The organism is Stenotrophomonas sp. PS02300 (genome assembly GCF_029959395.1).
Classification (GTDB): domain Bacteria; phylum Pseudomonadota; class Gammaproteobacteria; order Xanthomonadales; family Xanthomonadaceae; genus Stenotrophomonas; species Stenotrophomonas maltophilia_AD.
On record NZ_JASCOP010000045.1, the window covers coordinates 14,989 to 30,338 of the forward strand.

16 protein-coding genes are annotated in these 15,350 nt (G+C 67.2%); 14 read left to right on the top strand and 2 right to left on the bottom strand.

Annotated elements, in window-relative coordinates:
• Positions 1-36 precede the first annotated feature (36 nt).
• The 5 genes from QMX79_RS10335 (at position 37) to QMX79_RS10355 (ending at position 3,483) form a co-directional block, all read left to right on the top strand.
• Positions 37-933 carry a DMT family transporter gene (locus tag QMX79_RS10335; RefSeq protein WP_282246674.1) on the top strand — a complete coding sequence of 299 codons (897 nt, stop codon included), beginning with the start codon at positions 37-39 and terminating at the stop codon, positions 931-933.
• Positions 934-1,064: 131 nt separating this feature from the next.
• Positions 1,065-2,072, top strand: coding sequence for a methionine ABC transporter ATP-binding protein (locus tag QMX79_RS10340; RefSeq protein WP_249834390.1), 1,008 nt, complete (start codon positions 1,065-1,067; stop codon positions 2,070-2,072).
• Positions 2,069-2,758 carry a methionine ABC transporter permease gene (locus QMX79_RS10345; protein ID WP_282246675.1) on the top strand — a complete coding sequence of 230 codons (690 nt, stop codon included), beginning with the start codon at positions 2,069-2,071 and terminating at the stop codon, positions 2,756-2,758. Before QMX79_RS10340 ends, QMX79_RS10345 begins: the two co-directional genes overlap by 4 nt.
• A 132-nt stretch (positions 2,759-2,890) precedes the next feature.
• Positions 2,891-3,169: a type II toxin-antitoxin system RelE/ParE family toxin gene (locus QMX79_RS10350; RefSeq protein ID WP_282246676.1), complete on the top strand. Its 279-nt coding sequence runs from the start codon at positions 2,891-2,893 to the stop codon at positions 3,167-3,169.
• An 11-nt stretch (positions 3,170-3,180) separates the two neighbouring features.
• On the top strand, positions 3,181-3,483 hold the full coding sequence (locus QMX79_RS10355) for a HigA family addiction module antitoxin (protein WP_282246677.1): 303 nt from the start codon (positions 3,181-3,183) through the stop codon (positions 3,481-3,483).
• Here QMX79_RS10355 and QMX79_RS10360 read toward each other — a convergent pair whose 3' ends face one another.
• Positions 3,484-4,086 carry a lipocalin family protein gene (locus tag QMX79_RS10360; RefSeq protein ID WP_282246678.1) on the bottom strand — a complete coding sequence of 201 codons (603 nt, stop codon included), beginning with the start codon at positions 4,084-4,086 and terminating at the stop codon, positions 3,484-3,486. It abuts the gene before it with no gap.
• A gap of 147 nt (positions 4,087-4,233) precedes the next feature.
• Here QMX79_RS10360 and QMX79_RS10365 point away from each other — a divergent pair, with 147 nt between their 5' ends.
• Together QMX79_RS10365 and QMX79_RS10370 are read left to right on the top strand one after the other, a co-directional pair.
• On the top strand, positions 4,234-4,593 hold the full coding sequence (locus QMX79_RS10365) for a hypothetical protein (RefSeq protein WP_282246679.1): 360 nt from the start codon (positions 4,234-4,236) through the stop codon (positions 4,591-4,593).
• A 34-nt stretch (positions 4,594-4,627) separates the two neighbouring features.
• The gene (locus QMX79_RS10370; RefSeq protein ID WP_282246680.1) at positions 4,628-6,721 is read left to right on the top strand and encodes a prolyl oligopeptidase family serine peptidase; all 2,094 of its coding nucleotides are present in this window, start codon (positions 4,628-4,630) and stop codon (positions 6,719-6,721) included.
• Between the two features lie 70 nt (positions 6,722-6,791).
• Here the strand turns inward: QMX79_RS10370 and QMX79_RS10375 are convergent, their stop codons facing one another.
• A complete protein-coding gene (locus QMX79_RS10375) occupies positions 6,792-8,009 on the bottom strand; it encodes a pyridoxal phosphate-dependent aminotransferase (protein ID WP_282246681.1) in 1,218 nt (405 codons plus the stop codon).
• 97 nt (positions 8,010-8,106) lie between these two features.
• Between QMX79_RS10375 and QMX79_RS10380 the strand changes: the two genes are divergently transcribed.
• From QMX79_RS10380 to hslU, 7 genes are all read left to right on the top strand, one after another.
• Complete coding sequence (locus QMX79_RS10380; RefSeq protein ID WP_282246682.1) at positions 8,107-10,224, top strand: S9 family peptidase; 2,118 nt, start codon at positions 8,107-8,109, stop codon at positions 10,222-10,224.
• A 178-nt stretch (positions 10,225-10,402) separates the two neighbouring features.
• Entirely contained in the window at positions 10,403-10,648 is a 246-nt protein-coding gene (locus tag QMX79_RS10385; protein ID WP_282246683.1) for a lipoprotein, read from the top strand.
• The gene (gene dapF / locus QMX79_RS10390; RefSeq protein ID WP_282246684.1) at positions 10,641-11,492 is read left to right on the top strand and encodes a diaminopimelate epimerase; all 852 of its coding nucleotides are present in this window, start codon (positions 10,641-10,643) and stop codon (positions 11,490-11,492) included. Before QMX79_RS10385 ends, dapF begins: the two co-directional genes overlap by 8 nt.
• On the top strand, positions 11,489-12,166 hold the full coding sequence (locus tag QMX79_RS10395) for a DUF484 family protein (protein WP_282246685.1): 678 nt from the start codon (positions 11,489-11,491) through the stop codon (positions 12,164-12,166). The genes dapF and QMX79_RS10395 overlap by 4 nt, the downstream gene beginning before the upstream one ends.
• 22 nt (positions 12,167-12,188) lie before the next feature.
• The gene (gene xerC / locus QMX79_RS10400; RefSeq protein ID WP_282246686.1) at positions 12,189-13,079 is read left to right on the top strand and encodes a tyrosine recombinase XerC; all 891 of its coding nucleotides are present in this window, start codon (positions 12,189-12,191) and stop codon (positions 13,077-13,079) included.
• 91 nt (positions 13,080-13,170) lie between these two features.
• Complete coding sequence (gene hslV / locus QMX79_RS10405; RefSeq protein ID WP_017356659.1) at positions 13,171-13,722, top strand: ATP-dependent protease subunit HslV; 552 nt, start codon at positions 13,171-13,173, stop codon at positions 13,720-13,722.
• Between the two features lie 76 nt (positions 13,723-13,798).
• Positions 13,799-15,139 carry an ATP-dependent protease ATPase subunit HslU gene (gene hslU / locus QMX79_RS10410; protein ID WP_282246689.1) on the top strand — a complete coding sequence of 447 codons (1,341 nt, stop codon included), beginning with the start codon at positions 13,799-13,801 and terminating at the stop codon, positions 15,137-15,139.
• Positions 15,140-15,350: the final 211 nt, after the last annotated feature.

A 15,350-nucleotide genomic window follows, 5' to 3' on the forward strand; every position in this document is an offset into this window, starting at 1 on the left:
GCATGGACGTCCCGGCAGGGGCGGCGATAATGGGCCATGAACGCCCAACGCTCCCCCTCCCGTGCCGTCGCTTGGATGCTGATGGCCGTGGCCTGCTTCTCGCTGATGGATGCAGGCATGAAGCAGCTCTCCTCCAGCTACCCGACCCTGCAGGTCACCTTCCTGCGCGGCGCGGCCTCGCTGCCGTTCGTGCTGGTCTGGGTGCTGGCCACCGCCGGCCCGCGCTCGCTCATCCCGGTGCGCTGGGGCCTGCACCTGCTGCGCGGCCTGCTCGGCATGGCGATGATCGGCTGTTTCGTGTTCGCGCTGCGCAGCCTGCCGCTGTCCACTGCCTACACCATCTACTTTGTGGCCCCGCTGCTGATCGCGGCGCTGTCGGTGCCGCTGCTGGGTGAACATGTCGGGCCGCGCCGCTGGGTCGCCATCGGCATCGGCCTGGTCGGGGTGCTGGTGGTGCTGCGCCCCGGCGTGGACGGCTTCATCTCCGTGCCTGGGCTGATGGTGCTGCTGGCGGCCACGGCCTACGCGGTGGCCGCGATCACGGTCAGCATGCTGACCCGCACCGATACCCCCCAGTCCATGGTGGTGTGGTTCCTGGTGATCCTGGCGCTGGGCGCGGGCCTGCTGGCCATCCCGGACTGGCAGCCCCTGCAGCTGGGCCACGCCGCACTGATCGCCGGGATGGGCCTGGCCGGGGCCGGGGGCCAGGTAGCGCTGACCCGGGCGTTCCAGCTCGGTGAGGCCTCGTTGATCGCCCCGCTGGAGTACACCGGGCTGGTCTGGGTGATCGGCTGGGACCTGGCGTTCTGGGGCGTGCTGCCGGACCGGTTCACCTGGCTGGGGGCGGCCATCATCGTGGCCTCGGGCCTGTACCTGCTGCACCGCGAGCGGGTCCGCCAGGTCCGTGCGCCGCAGCCGCTGGACCACCCCTGAGGCCCGCCGGGCGGGCGATGACGCTTCCTTATAATCAAACGGAATATGATTCCAATCTGCCGCGCGGGCCAGGGCCGTCCCGCGCTGGTAGGCTGCACGCCCCTCCCGTCGATGCCCCGGTTGACCGCGAAGTGATCGAGTTCCAGCGCCTGCACAAATCCTATGCCGTCGGCGGCCGCGCGATCGCCGCGCTGCAGCCGCTGGACCTGACCATCGAGGCCGGCGAAGTGTTCGGCATCATCGGCCATTCCGGCGCGGGCAAATCGACCCTGATCCGGCTGATCAACCGGCTCGAGGAACCCACCGGGGGCCGCCTGCTGATCAACGGCGAGGACGTCACCGCGCTGGACCGCGATGGCCTGCGCGCGCTGCGGCGGAAGATCGGCATGATCTTCCAGCACTTCAACCTGCTGTCGTCGCGCACCGTGGCGGCCAACGTGGCGTTCCCGCTGGAGCTGGCCGGCACCCCGCGTGCGGACATCGACGCCCGGGTGAGCGAACTGCTGCATACCGTCGGCCTGGAAGCGCACGCCAACAAGTACCCGGCGCAGCTGTCCGGCGGCCAGAAGCAGCGCGTCGGCATCGCCCGCGCCCTGGCCACCCGCCCGCAGATCCTGCTGTGCGACGAGGCCACCAGTGCGCTCGACCCGCAGACCACCGCCTCGGTGCTCAAGCTGCTGGGCCGGATCAACCGCGAGCTGGGCCTGACCATCGTGCTGATCACCCACGAGATGGATGTGATCCGTCGCGTCTGCGACCGCGTGGCCGTGCTCGACGCCGGCCACCTGGTGGAAACCGGGCCGGTCACCGAGGTGTTCCTGCACCCGCAGCACCCGACCACGCGCCGCTTCGTCAACGAATCCGAGCAGGTGGACGAGGGCGAGCTGCACAAGGATTTCGACGCCGTGGCCGGGCGCATCGTGCGCCTGACCTTCCTCGGCACCGATACCTATGAGCCGGTGCTGGGCCGCATCGCCCGGGAGACGGGGGTGGACTACAACATCCTGTCCGGTCGCATCGACCGCATCAAAGACACCCCGTATGGCCAGCTGACGGTGTCGCTGGTGGGCGGCGACGTGCAGGCCGCGCAGGCCGGTTTCGTTGCCGCCGGCGTCCACCTTGAGGAGCTGCGCCGATGATCATCGCGACTGCGGGCGGCTTCTTCCGCCATCTCGACGCGGCCAAATGGGCCGATATCGGCCAGGCAACCATCGACACCCTGCTGATGCTGGCCGGCTCACTGCCGCTTACCCTGGCCATCGGCCTGCCGCTGGGCGTGCTGCTGTTCCTGACCGGTTCGCCGCAGCTGCACCGCAAGCCGGTGCTGTACGGCGGGCTGGCGCTGCTGGTCAACCTGCTGCGCTCGGTGCCCTTCATCATCCTGATGATCGTGCTGATTCCGATCACGCTGTGGATGATGGGCACCTCGCTCGGCGTGCGCGGTGCGATCGTGCCGCTGGTGATCGGCGCGGCGCCGTTCTACGCGCGCCTGGTGGAAACGGCGCTGCGCGAAGTGGACCGCGGCGTGATCGAGGCCAGCCAGGCGATGGGCGCCACCACCTGGCAGCTGGTCAGCCGGGTGCTGCTGCCTGAAGCACGGCCGGGCCTGATTGCCGGTGCCACCGTCACCGTGATCGCGCTGATCGGCTTCACCGCCATGGGCGGTGCGATCGGCTCGGGCGGCCTGGGCGACCTGGCGTTCCGCGACGGCTACCAGCGCTCCCACACCGACGTGGCCCTGGTCACCGTGGTGCTGCTGCTGGTGCTGGTCCAGCTGCTGCAGATGCTGGGCGACTGGCTGGTGGGGCGGTATTCGCGCAAGTAAGGGGCGTACCTAGCGCAATCATTGAGCCTGGCGATACGAACCGGCGATCTGATTGATCTGACGTTCGACCGCGTCGGCATTGCGTGATCCGCGTCTGTGCTATATTCCGTTTTGCGTATTACGCTACGCGGAATGATCCAGTCCTTCCGCTGCCGCCACACGCTTGCCCTGTTCGAAGGCCGTTGCCCCCGGCAGTTCCGCAGCATCCAGGCGGTTGCCGAGCGCAAGTTGCAGATGCTGGATGCGGCGCAGACCCTGCAGTTCCTGCGCTGTCCGCCCGGCAACCGTCTTGAAGCGCTGGTGGGTGAACGGCGAGGGCAGTTCAGCATCCGCATCAATGTCCAATGGCGCGTGTGTTTCAGCTGGACGGATGCAGGTCCGTGCCACGTCGAAATCGTTGATTACCACTGAGGATGCCGACCATGAGCCGCGCCACCAACAAACTGAGGGCTATCCACCCGGGCGAAATCCTGCGCGAGGAATTCATGGTGCCGCTTGCGCTGAGCATCAACGCGCTCGCGCGTGCCCTGGACGTGCCGGCCACCCGGCTGCATGCCATCGTGCATGAAACCCGGGGCGTCACCGCAGATACGGCGGCCCGGCTGGCGCGCCATTTCGGCGGTGACGCCGCCTCGTGGCTGGCACTGCAGGCCGAATACGACCTCAAAACCCTGTCTACGTGGCACGACATCGAACGCCGGGTCATGCCGCGCGTAGCGGCCTGATCACCTTACGTTCGGAACCTCGTAGCCCAGGCGGTCCACCTGCTCGGGGTGCTGCGGCACGCGCTTGAGCTTGTCGGTGTTGACCCCGTACTGGTCGCGCAGGCGGGTAGCCAGTTCCTTGTACAGCTCTTTGTCCATGTCCGGCTTGCGCGCGAAGATCCAGGCCATCTCGCGGCCCGGGTAACCCAGCATCGCCCAGGAATAGTCCGGCGCCACTTCCAGTACGCGGGTATGGGTCGGCACCACCTTGTAGAACCAGGTGCGCCAGTTGTGGTTGCCGCTCTCCTCGTCCACCGAAGCGCGCACGGTGAGTTCCTGCTGCGGCTGCGAGAAGCCGTCGCGGAAACGATAGGTGATGGATACCTTCTGGTCGCCGCGCAGCGTGTACTGGTTGACGCTGGCTACGTGGCCGCGCTCGACCGGGTTCGGCACACGGCCGATCACATACCAGGTGCCCATGAACTTCTGCAGGTCGATCGGCGCGCTGGTCGCGGTACTGGCCACCGGCGGCGGGGTCGGCTTGCTGTCGCCAAAGGAGCAGGCGGCCAACAGCGACAGCGACGACAGCAGCAGGGCAACGCAAAGCGGACGGTTCGAAGACATGCGGCGGAAGGCTCCAGTGGCGTGCAGGGGCATGGTGGGTGGGACGACGAAGAACGTCAATGGCGGAAGCGCGGAAGCGCGGAAGGTCGCAGCCTGTGAGATGGGCGCCCGGCAAGGTAGTGCATCACTTTCGCACGGAGTCGTGTCATGCCCTTGTCGTCTTCGCGTCATTCCACCCCTTCACGGTCCACCGCACGCCTGGTCCAGGCGCCCCACCCGCAGGTGCTGCGCTGGGTCCGGCAGGTCGCGTTGGCCGGCCTCGCCCTCGTCCTGGTGTGGCCGGCCGCGCGCGGCGACAGCCAGTGGCTGGGCTGGCTGCCGCTGTGGCTGGTGGGCATGCCGTGCCTGGCCTGGTGGAGCCTGTACAGGTTCCAGCTGCCGCTGGGTCTATTGCGCCGCCAGGCCCAGCGCCGGCGCGGGCCCCAGGCCAAACGTCGCACCCGGCTGCAGCCGCGCCGGACCGCGCGCCCTGACCTTCGACAGGGGGGAGCGGGGCAGGCCGTGTGATAGCGTCCGGGGGATATGACCGCCTGGAGCCGCAATGTCACGACTCGCCTCTGCCTGCCTGATGGCAGGCCTGTTCTCTGCTGGTGCCGCTGGAACCGCGATGGCCGCTGAGACCCCTGCCGATCCCTATGCCTGGCTGGAAGATGTCACCGGCGATAAATCGCTGGACTGGGTCAAGCAGCAGAATGCCAAGTCCGAAGGCCGCCTGGCCCAGACCCCGGCCTTCAAGCAGATGGAAGCCAGCATCCGCGAGGTGCTTGATTCGGACGCCAAGATTCCCGGCGTGCAGAAGATCGGCGAGTACTACTACAACTTCTGGAAGGACAAGCAGCATGAGCGCGGCCTGTGGCGGCGCACCACGCTGGATGAGTACCGCAAGCCGGCCCCGAAGTGGGAAACCGTGCTCGACCTGGACGCGCTGAACAAGGCCGAAGGCGAGAACTGGGTATGGCACGGTGCCGAATGCCTGCGCCCGGAATACACCCGCTGCCTGATCGCGCTGTCGCGCGGTGGCGCGGATGCCGACGTGACCCGCGAATTCGACCTGTCCAACAAGAGCTGGATCAAGGACGGCTTCTTCCGTCCCGAATCCAAGGGCGGGTTGGGCTGGATCGACCGCGACACCGTGTTCGTCTACACCGATTTCGGCAAGGACAGCATGACCACCTCCGGCTACCCGCGGGTGGCCAAGCTGTGGAAGCGCGGCACGCCGCTGTCGGCGGCCAGCGTGGTCTACGAAGGCAAGCCCGATGACATGTACATCGCGGCGATGCACGACGATACGCCCGGCTACGAGCGCAACCTGGTCAGCCGCACGCTGGCCTTCTACAACAACGAGATCTACCTGCGCGCCGACGACGGCACGCTGACCAGGATCGATGCGCCGAACTCGGCCGAGAAGGGCCTGCGCAAGCAGTGGCTGACCCTGGAACTGCGCGACCCGTGGACGGTGGGTGGCAAGACCTATGCCGCCGGTTCGCTGCTGATCACCACGCTGGACGACTTCATCGCCGGCAAGCGCGACTTCGAGGTGCTGTTCGCCCCCACCGAGACCACCTCGCTGGCCGGCTCGAGCTGGACGAAGAACCATCTGGTGCTCAACGTGCTTGATGACGTCAAGAGCCGCCTGCAGGTGCTGACCCCGTCGGCCGACGGCTGGAAGAAGAGCGAGTTCACCGGCGCGCCCTCGTTCGGTACCGTGGCGGTTGGCGCGGTGGATGCCGATGAAAGCGATGCGGTGTGGATGACCGTCACCGATTACCTGACCCCGACCACCCTGGCCTTGGCCGAGATCGGCAAGCAGCCGGAAGTGCTCAAGACCATGCCGGCGTTCTTCGATGCCGAAGGCAAGGTGATCGAGCAGCACTTCGCCACCAGCAAGGACGGCACCCGTGTGCCGTACTTCGTGGTGCATGCCAAGGACATGAAGCTGGACGGCTCCAACCCGACCCTGCTGTACGGCTACGGCGGATTCGAGATCTCGCTGACCCCGTCGTACTCCGGCGGCATGGGCCGTGCCTGGCTGGAAAAGGGCGGCGTGTACGTGGTGGCCAACATCCGCGGCGGTGGCGAGTACGGCCCGCGCTGGCACCAGGCCGCGCTCAAGCAGAACCGGCACAAGGCCTATGAGGACATGGCCGCGGTCGCCCGTGACTTGGTGAGCCGGAAGATCACCTCGCCGAAGCACCTTGGGGTGCAGGGCGGCAGCAACGGTGGCCTGCTCACCGGCAACATGCTCACCCAGTACCCGGAGCTGTTCGGGGCCGTGGTGGTGCAGGTGCCGCTGCTGGACATGAAGCGCTACAGCCACCTGTTGGCCGGTGCCTCGTGGATGGCCGAATACGGCAACCCCGACACCGCCGACTGGGCGTACATTCAGACCTTCTCGCCGTACCACCTGTTCGACCCGAAGAAGACGTATCCTCCGGTGCTGTTCACCACCTCGACCCGTGACGACCGCGTCCACCCGGGCCATGCCCGCAAGATGGCGGCGAAGATGATCGAGGCGGGCAAGGACGTGACCTACTACGAGAACATCGAAGGCGGCCACGGCGGCGCGGCGAACAATGCGCAGGCAGCGCACATGTCCGCGCTGGCCTACAGCTTCCTGTGGGAACGCCTGAAATAGCCTCCGGGTGGTGGGGCGTCTGGTTGGCTCCACCCCTTTTGAACGCCGCGCTTGATGCGCGGCGTTTTTTTTACCGGGCGGTAGGCGCCGACCGTTGGTCGGTGCGCGTCCACGTGTCCAGGCCGCGTGCGATCCGCGCCACCGCTTCTTCCAGTCGCGGAATCTCCTGCGTGTACGCCAGCCGCACGTGCTGGTTGGCGCGGTAATGGCCGAAATCCAGGCCCGGGGTGAACGCCACGTGCTCGGTTTCCAGGAAGTGCGCGCAGAACGCCTGCGCGTCATCGGTGAAGTCGCTGACGTCGCAGTAGAGATAGAACGCACCTTCGGGCTCGACTTCGATGCGGAAACCCAAGGCGCGCAGGGCGGGCAGCAGGTAGTCGCGACGCGCCTGGAAGGCGTGGCGGCGCTGCTCGAAGATGGCGATGGTGTCCGGCGCGAAGCAGGCCAGCGCGGCGTGCTGGGCGATGCTGGACGCGCTGATGTACAGGTTCTGGGCCAGCTTCTCCAGGTCCGGTACGGCTTGTGGGGGCGCCACCAGCCAGCCCAGCCGCCAGCCGGTCATGCCGAAGTACTTGGAGAAACTGTTGAGCACGAACGCCTCGTCGTCCACCTGCAGCACGCTGGACGCATCCATGCCGTAGGTGAGGCCGTGGTAGATCTCATCCACCACCAGGTGACCGCCACGCGCCTTCAGCGACTGCGACAGCGCAGCCAGCTCCGCCGCCGACAACACCGTGCCGGTAGGGTTGGCGGGCGAGGCCACCAGGGCGCCGACGCTGGCGGCATTCCAGTGGGTGTCCACCAGTGACGGGGTGAGCTGGTAGGCGGTCCGGGGTCCCACCGGCACCAGTTGCGCCGCGCCTTCCACCAACCGCAGGAAATGGCGGTTGCACGGGTAGCCCGGGTCGGCCAGCAGCCAATGGCGGTCCGGATCGACCAGCAGGCTGCTGGCCAGCAGCAGCGCGCCGGAGCCGCCCGGGGTGACCAGGATCCGCTCCGGGTCCAGGTCCAGGTTGTAGCGGGTGCCGTAGAAACCGGCGATGGCCGCACGCAGGGCAGGCAACCCGCGCGCGGCGGTGTAACGGGTATGCCCGGCGTCCAGCGCGGCCTGGCCGGCCAGCACGATGGGCGCGGCCGTGGTGAAATCCGGCTCGCCGATCTCCAGGTGGATCACATCATGGCCGGCCTGTTCCAACGCCTGTGCGCGGGCCAGCAGGGACATCACGTGGAAGGGTTCGATTTCCTGGCTGCGGCGGCTGTAGCCGGCCGTGTGGGTGCGGGTGCTCATGCACGCCATGATAGGCGAGGGCCTGCGTGCTTGCCGTGGGTGCCGCTGCGCCGCCAGACTGGCCGCCATTGCATTCACTGGCAAGGAGCCCTATCTCGTGAAATCCCCTGTCCCTTTCCTGGTTGCCACCCTGATGACCGCTTCCGTGCATGCCGCCCCCGCGCTGACCCCACCCGACGCCGAGAAGCATCCGCACGCGGTCACCACCCCGTTCGGTGCCACCCGCAACGACGATTACTACTGGCTGCGTGACGACAAGCGCGAAGCGCCGGCCATGCTTTCGTATCTGAATGCGGAAAACGCCTACACCGACCAGGTCATGGCGCCGCTCAAGCCGTTGCAGGACAGCCTGTACAAGGAAATCGTCGGCCGCATCAAGCAGGATGATGCCAGCGTGCCCGCGCGCGAGCGCGGCTACTGGTATTACAGCCGCTACGAAACCGGCAAGGACTACCCGATCCAGGCGCGCCGCAAGGGCAGCATGGAGGCGCCGGAAGAAATCCTGCTCGACCTCAACACGATGGCCGAAGGCAAGGGCTACTTCGACGTGGGCGATGCCGACGTCAGCCAGGACAACCACCTGCTGGCCTGGGCCGAGGACGACGTGGGCCGCCGCCAGTACGTGATCCGCTTCAAGGACCTCCGTACCGGCGACGTCCTGCCTGACCGCATCGAGAACGTCTCCGCCAACGTGGTCTGGGCCGACGACAACCGCACGCTGTTCTATGTCGAGAACGATCCGGAAACCCTGCTTACCGTGCGGGTAAAGAAGCATGTACTGGGTACCCCGACCAGCAGCGACGTGCTGGTGTACGAGGAAGAGGACGACAGCTTCTACATGGGCGTTGGCCGCACCCGCGACGACCGCTTCATCACCATCGACCTGCACAGCACGGTCAGCTCGGAAAGCCGCTACGCACCGGCCGCCAACCCGCAGCAGTTCACCGTGCTCGCACCGCGTGCGCGCGACGTCGAATACGACGCCGACCATTTCGGCGGGCGCTGGGTGATCCGCACCAACGATGCCGGCGCGAAGAACTTCAAGATCGTCACCGCGCCCACCGATGCCACCGCACGCAGCCAGTGGACCGACTGGGTCAAACACGATGACAACGTGCTGGTGGAAGGCTTCGAGCTGTTCGATGGCTTCACCGCGATCGCCGAGCGCTCCAACGCGCTGGAGCGGGTGCGCCTGCTGTTCGCCGATGGGCGCCAGGACTACGTCAAGGCCGACGAACCGGCCTATTCGATGGGCCTGGCCGCCAATCCCGAAGCGGATACGCCGTGGCTGCGCTACGCCTACACCTCGCTGACCACCCCGACCACCACCTACGAACTCAACACCATCACCGGCGAACGCCGCCAGCTCAAGCAGCAGCCGGTGATCGGCTACGACCCGGCGCAGTACACCACCGAGCGGGTGTGGGTGACCGCGCGTGACGGCGCCAGGGTGCCGGTGTCGCTGGTCTACCGCAACGGCTTCAAGAAGGACGGCACCGGCGCGCTGTACCAGTACGCCTACGGCAGCTACGGCATGTCGATGGATCCGGGCTTCAACCAGACCGTGGTCAGCCTGCTCGATCGCGGCGTGGTGTATGCCATCGCGCACATCCGCGGCGGCGAGGAAATGGGGCGTGCCTGGTATGAGGACGGCAAGCTGCTGAAGAAGCAGAACACCTTCAACGATTTCGTCGATGTCACCCGCTCACTGGTCAAGCAGGGCTATGCCGCCAAGGACCGGGTGGCCGCCTCCGGTGGCAGCGCCGGCGGCCTGCTGATGGGCGCGGTGGCCAACCAGGCCCCGCAGGATTACCGGGTGATGGTGGCACAGGTGCCGTTCGTGGACGTGGTGACCACCATGCTCGATGCCAGCATCCCGCTGACCACCAACGAATACGACGAGTGGGGCAACCCGGAGAACCGCGAGTACTACGACTACATGCTGGGGTACTCCCCGTATGACAACGTGCAGCGCCAGGCCTACCCGTCGCTGTTCGTCGGCACCGGGCTGTGGGACTCGCAGGTGCAGTACTGGGAGCCGGCCAAGTGGGTGGCGCGCCTGCGCGACGACAACACCGGCACCGCGCCGATCGTGTTCCGCACGAACATGGAGGCCGGCCACGGCGGCAAGTCCGGCCGCTTCCAGCGTTACCTCGAGCTGGCCGAGTCGTATGCGTTCGTGCTCGACCAGCTGGGCGTCGATACCGCGCCATGAGGCGCTGGCATCGTGGCGGCGTGGCTGTTGACCCGGCCACTGCCGCCCTGGCACTGCCTGGGCCGGCCAACGGCCGGCGCTACCCGCGGCGGCAGTCACCGGTCCGGGCGCACCGGTTATATCTGGGCGTTCATTGAATCGGCACACCGGTTCCGCCCACCCCCGCTATACTCGGCCAATGAGCATCCCCCATCGCAATCGCATCCTGATTCCGTTGGCAGCGCTGGCGCTGCTGTTCCTTTCGGCCTGTGGCAACAAGGGCCCGCTGGTCATGCCGCAGAAGCCGGTGCCGGTCGAAGAGCAGGTGGTCGAGCCGGCCGCCGATGCCGAGGCCACGCCGGAAGAGAGCAACGCCACCGACGATCCGCCGGTCGTGCCCGATCCGGTCGACCCGCAGCTCAAGTCCGACGACGGGAATGAGTAAGGCCGCCTCCACCGCGCTGCGCTTCAGCAAGATGCACGGCGCGGGTAACGACTTCGTCGTGCTCGACCTGCGCGACGGTACCCCGGCACCCACCCCGGCGCTGGCGGCCCAGCTGGCCAACCGCCATACCGGCGTGGGCTGCGACCAGATCCTGACCATCGAACCGCCGCGCGCGGAAGGCTCGGTTGCGGCCTACCGCATCTGGAATTCGGACGGCTCGCAGTCCGAGCAGTGCGGCAACGGCGCGCGCTGCGTTGTGGCCTGGCTGGTACGCGATGGCGCGGCGCAGGGCGAGCGCTTCAACATCGACAGCCCGCTGGCCACCCATGCCATTGAACGCATCGGCGCCGACCACTACGCGGTGGCCATGGGCGTGCCGCGCTTCGAACCGGACCAGGTACCGCTGCTGGGCTTTGCCCGTGCGCGCGAGGAATACCTGCTGCCGCTGCAGGGCGATACCGTGCGCTTCGGCGCGGTCTCCATGGGCAACCCGCATGCCGTGATCGAAGTCGGGCTGGTCGACGCCGCACCGGTCGAACGGCTGGGCCCGCTGCTGCAGCAGCACGCGACCTTCCCGCAGTCGGTCAATGTCGGCTTCGTGCAGGTGATCGATCCGCAGCATGCACGCCTGCGCGTGTTCGAACGTGGCGTCGGCGAAACGCTGGCCTGCGGCAGTGGCGCCTGCGCCGCCGCCGTGGTGATGATGCAGCGCGGCCGCCTGCAGCGCGACGCCACGGTGTCGCTGCCGGGTGGCGACCTGCGCCTGCGCTGGCCGGCCGACGACGCCCAGGTGGTCATGTCCGGCCCGGCCGCATTCGTCTTCGAAGGGGAGTGGAACGCATGAGCGACACCATCGAGAAGATCGGCGCGCATGAAGTCGCCGCGTGGCTGCGCCGGCACCCGGCGTTCCTGAAGCAGTTCCCGGACCTGGCGCTCACCCTGGTGGTGCCGCGCGACGATGGCCCCACTGCGTCGCTGGCCAGCTACCAGCTGGAAGTGCTGCGCGACAAGAACCGCGAGCTGTCGCGCCGGCTGGCCGACCTGGCCGCCAACGCACAGGTCAACGAACGCCTGGCCGTGCGCACCCACCAGCTGACGCTGGCACTGATGAAGCAGGACAGCGCCGCCGATACCCTGCGCGCCATGGCCGCTTCGCTGGAAGAAGACTTCGCCGGTGACCTGGTGCGGCTGGTCGTGCTGCACCCGGTGCAGGGCCTGGAGCAGGCGCCATGGCTGCAGGTGATCGAAGAGGGCAGCCCGCTGCTGGCGTCGTTCCGCGATTGCCTGAAGGATGGCGAGCCGATCTGCGGCCGCCTGCAGCCGGAAAAGAACACCGTGCTGTACGGCGGGCGCGTGGATGAAGTGCAGTCCAGCGCATTGCTGCCGCTGCCGGGCGTGGGCCTGATCGCGGTGGGCAGCCATGATGGCAACCGTTTCTACCCGGGCATGGGCACGCTGTTCCTGCGCATGATGGGCGAAGCGCTGGTCGTGGCACTCAAGCGCTTCGACCCGGCCTGAGCGCGCGCCGGCGCGAACCCGCATGAACGCCGTCCAGGATTTCCTCGGGTACCTGCAGGTGGAGCGTCGCGCCTCGGCGCACACGCTGGATGCCTACCGGCGTGACCTGGCCGCCCTCGATGCCTGGGCCACCCAGCAGGAGGGCAGCGCCGAAGGAATCGATGGCGCGCAGCTGCGCCAGTTCATCGCGGCCGAACATCGCCGCGGGCTGGCGCCCAAATCACTGCAGCGCAGGCTGTCGGCCTGCCGCAGCTTCTACGCGTGGCTGCTCAAGCACCACCGCATCGCAGTCAGTCCCGCTGCCGGCCTGAAGGCCCCGAAGGCACCGCGCAAACTGCCGCAGGTGCTTGATGCCGACGAGGCCGTGCGCCTGGTGGAACTGCCTACCGACGCACCGCTCGGCCTGCGCGACCGCGCGCTGCTCGAACTGTTCTATTCCTCCGGCCTGCGCCTGAGTGAACTGTGCGCGCTGATCTGGCGCGACCTCGACTTCGCCACCGGCCTGGTCAACGTGCTCGGCAAGGGCAACCGCCAGCGCCGCGTGCCGTTCGGCTCGCACGCGCGCGAGGCGTTGCTGGGATGGCGTGCGGAGAGTGGCGGCGGCGATGCGCAGCCGGTGTTCCCCGGGCGCAAGGGCGGGCCGATCACCCAGCGCGCCGTGCAGATCCGGATCCGCCAGCTGGCCCAGCGCCAGGGCCTGTTCAAGCACGTGCACCCGCACATGCTGCGGCACAGTTTCGCCAGCCATATCCTGGAATCCTCCGGTGACCTGCGCGGCGTGCAGGAACTGCTGGGCCATGCCGATATCGCCACCACCCAGATCTACACCCACCTGGATTTCCAGCACCTGGCCAAGGTCTACGACGCCGCGCATCCACGGGCAAAGCGACGCACGGGCGACAACGAAAGCTGAACCGGGCCACTGCGTCACCCGGGCGCAGGGCAGGGCGGCTTGAAGGACCGGCAGGTGGCCCCACCTCTGTTCTTGTCACCCCGGAGGCTCCATGGACCCCAGTCAGAATCCCAACGTGTTTCACGCCACCACCATCATTTCGGTGCGCCGCAACGGCCATGTCGCCGTCGCCGGCGATGGCCAGGTCACCCTCGGCCACACCGTCATGAAGGGCAATGCGCGCAAGGTGCGCCGCCTGGGCCGCGAGGGCCAGGTGCTGGCCGGGTTCGCCGGTGCCGCCGCAGACGCGTTCACCCTGTTCGAGCTGTTCGAAGCCAAGCTGGAAAAGCATGGCCAGCTGCAGCGTGCCGCCGTGGAGCTGGCCAAAGATTGGCGTACCGAACGCCGCCTGGGCAAGCTCGAAGCGCTGCTCGCCGTTGCCGACAAGGACACCTCGCTGATCATCAGCGGCACCGGTGACGTGATCGAACCGGAAGACGGCATCATCGCGATCGGCTCCGGCGGTTCCTACGCCTTGTCCGCCGCGCGTGCACTGCTGGCGCACACCGAACTGGATGCCCGCACCATCGCCACCGAATCGATCAACATCGCCGGCGACATCTGCATCTACACCAACCGCAACGTGGTGGTCGAGGAGCTGTAACGCTTCTCCCACCATTCCTCCAGAATTTTTTGTGAGCGCACCCATGCCGCACAACAACGAATCGTCTTCCGCCACCATGACCCCGCGCGAGATCGTGCAGGAGCTGGACCGCCACATCGTCGGCCAGCACGACGCCAAGCGCGCCGTGGCCATCGCCCTGCGCAACCGCTGGCGGCGCATGCAGCTGCCGGCCGAGCTGCGCGATGAAGTCATGCCCAAGAACATCCTGATGATCGGCCCGACCGGCGTCGGCAAGACCGAAATCGCCCGCCGCCTGGCCACCCTGGCCAAGGCCCCGTTCGTCAAGGTTGAAGCCACCCGCTTCACCGAAGTCGGCTACGTGGGCAAGGATGTCGAGCAGATCATCCGCGACCTGGCCGACACCGCCGTCAAGCTGTACCGCGAAATGGCCAAGGTGCGCGTGCGCAACCAGGCCGAAGAGCGCGCCGAAGACCGCATCCTCGACGCACTGCTGCCGCGCCGCGCCGGCGGCATCGGCTTCGACCCGGAAGCGGCCCGCAACGAACCGTCCGCGCAGGACAACGAGACCCGCATCAAGTTCCGCCGCATGCTGCGCAATGGCGAACTGGACGAGCGCGAGATCGAACTGGAAGTGGCTGCCAATATCGGCGTGGACATCATGACCCCGCCGGGCATGGAGGAAATGGGCCAGCAGCTGCGCCAGATGTTCTCCAGCCTGGGCGGCGGCAAGGCGCAGAAGCGCACCGTCACCATCAAGGCCGCGCGCCCGCTGCTGGTGGAAGAAGAAGCCGGCAAGCTGGTCAACGAAGACGACATCCGCAGCGCCGCGATCGAAGCCTGCGAACAGCACGGCATCGTCTTCATCGACGAAATCGACAAGGTCGCCAAGCGCGGTGACAACGTCGGCGGTGGCGATGTCTCCCGCGAAGGCGTGCAGCGCGACCTGCTGCCGCTGGTGGAAGGCTCCAACGTGTCCACCAAGTACGGCACGGTCAAGACCGACCACATCCTGTTCATCGCCTCCGGCGCGTTCCACCTGGCCAAGCCGAGCGACCTGATCCCCGAACTGCAGGGCCGCTTCCCGATCCGCGTGGAACTGGGCGCCCTGAGCAAGCAGGATTTCGTGCGCATCCTGACCGAACCCAAGGCCGCGCTGACCAAGCAGTACGAAGCGCTGCTGGCCACCGAAGGCGTGACCGTGAACTTCACCGATGAAGCCGTGGATCGCCTCGCCGAAATCGCGTTCCAGGTCAACGAGCGCCAGGAAAACATCGGCGCCCGCCGCCTGCACACCGTGCTGGAGCGCCTGCTGGATTCGCTGAGCTACGAAGCACCGGACCGCGACGGCGAAACCCTGGCCATCGATGCCGCCTATGTCGATAAGCACCTGGGCGAGCTGGTCAAGGATCCGGACCTGAGCCGGTACATCCTGTAACAGATTGGAAGTTGAATCAGAAACGGCGGCACTTCGGTGCCGCCGTTTTTTTTTGTAGGGGCACGCCACGCGTGTTTGCTGTTGCCAACCGCCCGCGCAATGCATGAAGGGGAGGCCGACGGGCAGCCCCCGGAGGGACTGTCAAAAACATGGATGTTTTTGCCAAGCCCCCATGGATGGGTTTACGGCGTGTCCCGGAGCGGGGCTGCCC

Excerpts from the sequence above, each read along its gene's own strand:
- QMX79_RS10335 (WP_282246674.1), top strand. The coding sequence starts at position 37 with ATGAACGCCCAACGCTCCCCCTCCCGTGCCGTCGCTTGGATGCTGATG.
- QMX79_RS10345 (WP_282246675.1), top strand. The coding sequence starts at position 2,069 with ATGATCATCGCGACTGCGGGCGGCTTCTTCCGCCATCTCGACGCGGCC.
- QMX79_RS10350 (WP_282246676.1), top strand. The coding sequence starts at position 2,891 with ATGATCCAGTCCTTCCGCTGCCGCCACACGCTTGCCCTGTTCGAAGGC.
- QMX79_RS10355 (WP_282246677.1), top strand. The coding sequence starts at position 3,181 with ATGAGCCGCGCCACCAACAAACTGAGGGCTATCCACCCGGGCGAAATC.
- QMX79_RS10360 (WP_282246678.1), bottom strand. The coding sequence starts at position 4,086 with ATGTCTTCGAACCGTCCGCTTTGCGTTGCCCTGCTGCTGTCGTCGCTG.
- QMX79_RS10365 (WP_282246679.1), top strand. The coding sequence starts at position 4,234 with ATGCCCTTGTCGTCTTCGCGTCATTCCACCCCTTCACGGTCCACCGCA.
- QMX79_RS10370 (WP_282246680.1), top strand. The coding sequence starts at position 4,628 with ATGTCACGACTCGCCTCTGCCTGCCTGATGGCAGGCCTGTTCTCTGCT.
- QMX79_RS10375 (WP_282246681.1), bottom strand. The coding sequence starts at position 8,009 with ATGAGCACCCGCACCCACACGGCCGGCTACAGCCGCCGCAGCCAGGAA.
- QMX79_RS10385 (WP_282246683.1), top strand. The coding sequence starts at position 10,403 with ATGAGCATCCCCCATCGCAATCGCATCCTGATTCCGTTGGCAGCGCTG.
- dapF (WP_282246684.1), top strand. The coding sequence starts at position 10,641 with ATGAGTAAGGCCGCCTCCACCGCGCTGCGCTTCAGCAAGATGCACGGC.
- QMX79_RS10395 (WP_282246685.1), top strand. The coding sequence starts at position 11,489 with ATGAGCGACACCATCGAGAAGATCGGCGCGCATGAAGTCGCCGCGTGG.
- xerC (WP_282246686.1), top strand. The coding sequence starts at position 12,189 with ATGAACGCCGTCCAGGATTTCCTCGGGTACCTGCAGGTGGAGCGTCGC.
- hslV (WP_017356659.1), top strand. The coding sequence starts at position 13,171 with ATGGACCCCAGTCAGAATCCCAACGTGTTTCACGCCACCACCATCATT.
- hslU (WP_282246689.1), top strand. The coding sequence starts at position 13,799 with ATGACCCCGCGCGAGATCGTGCAGGAGCTGGACCGCCACATCGTCGGC.